At 60.0% G+C, this 428-nt stretch carries 1 pseudogene; it reads right to left on the reverse strand.

Annotated features, from left to right (window positions below):
• Positions 1-428: pseudogene (locus VSR68_RS42590) on the reverse strand (IS6 family transposase); the annotation flags it as partial.

Raw genomic sequence — 428 nt, forward strand, 5'->3', positions numbered from 1 at the left:
ATCGGCCTTCATCTCGCGCACGGCGCGGTGCGAGGCTGCATAGCCATCAAGCGTGATGGTCTTCGGTGGCTGGCCCTGAAGTCTGATTGCCTTCCTGAAAAAGGCTTTTGCCGCCTTCACGTCGCGCTTGGCACTAGCATGAAGTCTACCGTCTGACCCACCCGATCCACCGCCCGATAAAGATAGATCCACTTGCCGCGCAGCTTGAGGTAAGTCTCGTCGACGCGCCAGGACTGGCCGGTGGGCCTGCTGAAGCGGTTCCACCGTTTGACGAACTCCGTCGTAAAGCGCCGCACCCAGCGCAGGATCGTCGTGTGGGCCAGCGACAGGCCTCGTTCCGCCATCATTTCGACCAGATCGCGCAAGCTAAGCTTGTAGCGCAGGTACCAGCGAACACACAGGATGATCACATCGCGGTCAAAGTGACG

The sequence above is a fragment of the Paraburkholderia phymatum genome (genome assembly GCF_038900715.1).
GTDB lineage: Bacteria > Pseudomonadota > Gammaproteobacteria > Burkholderiales > Burkholderiaceae > Paraburkholderia > Paraburkholderia phymatum_A.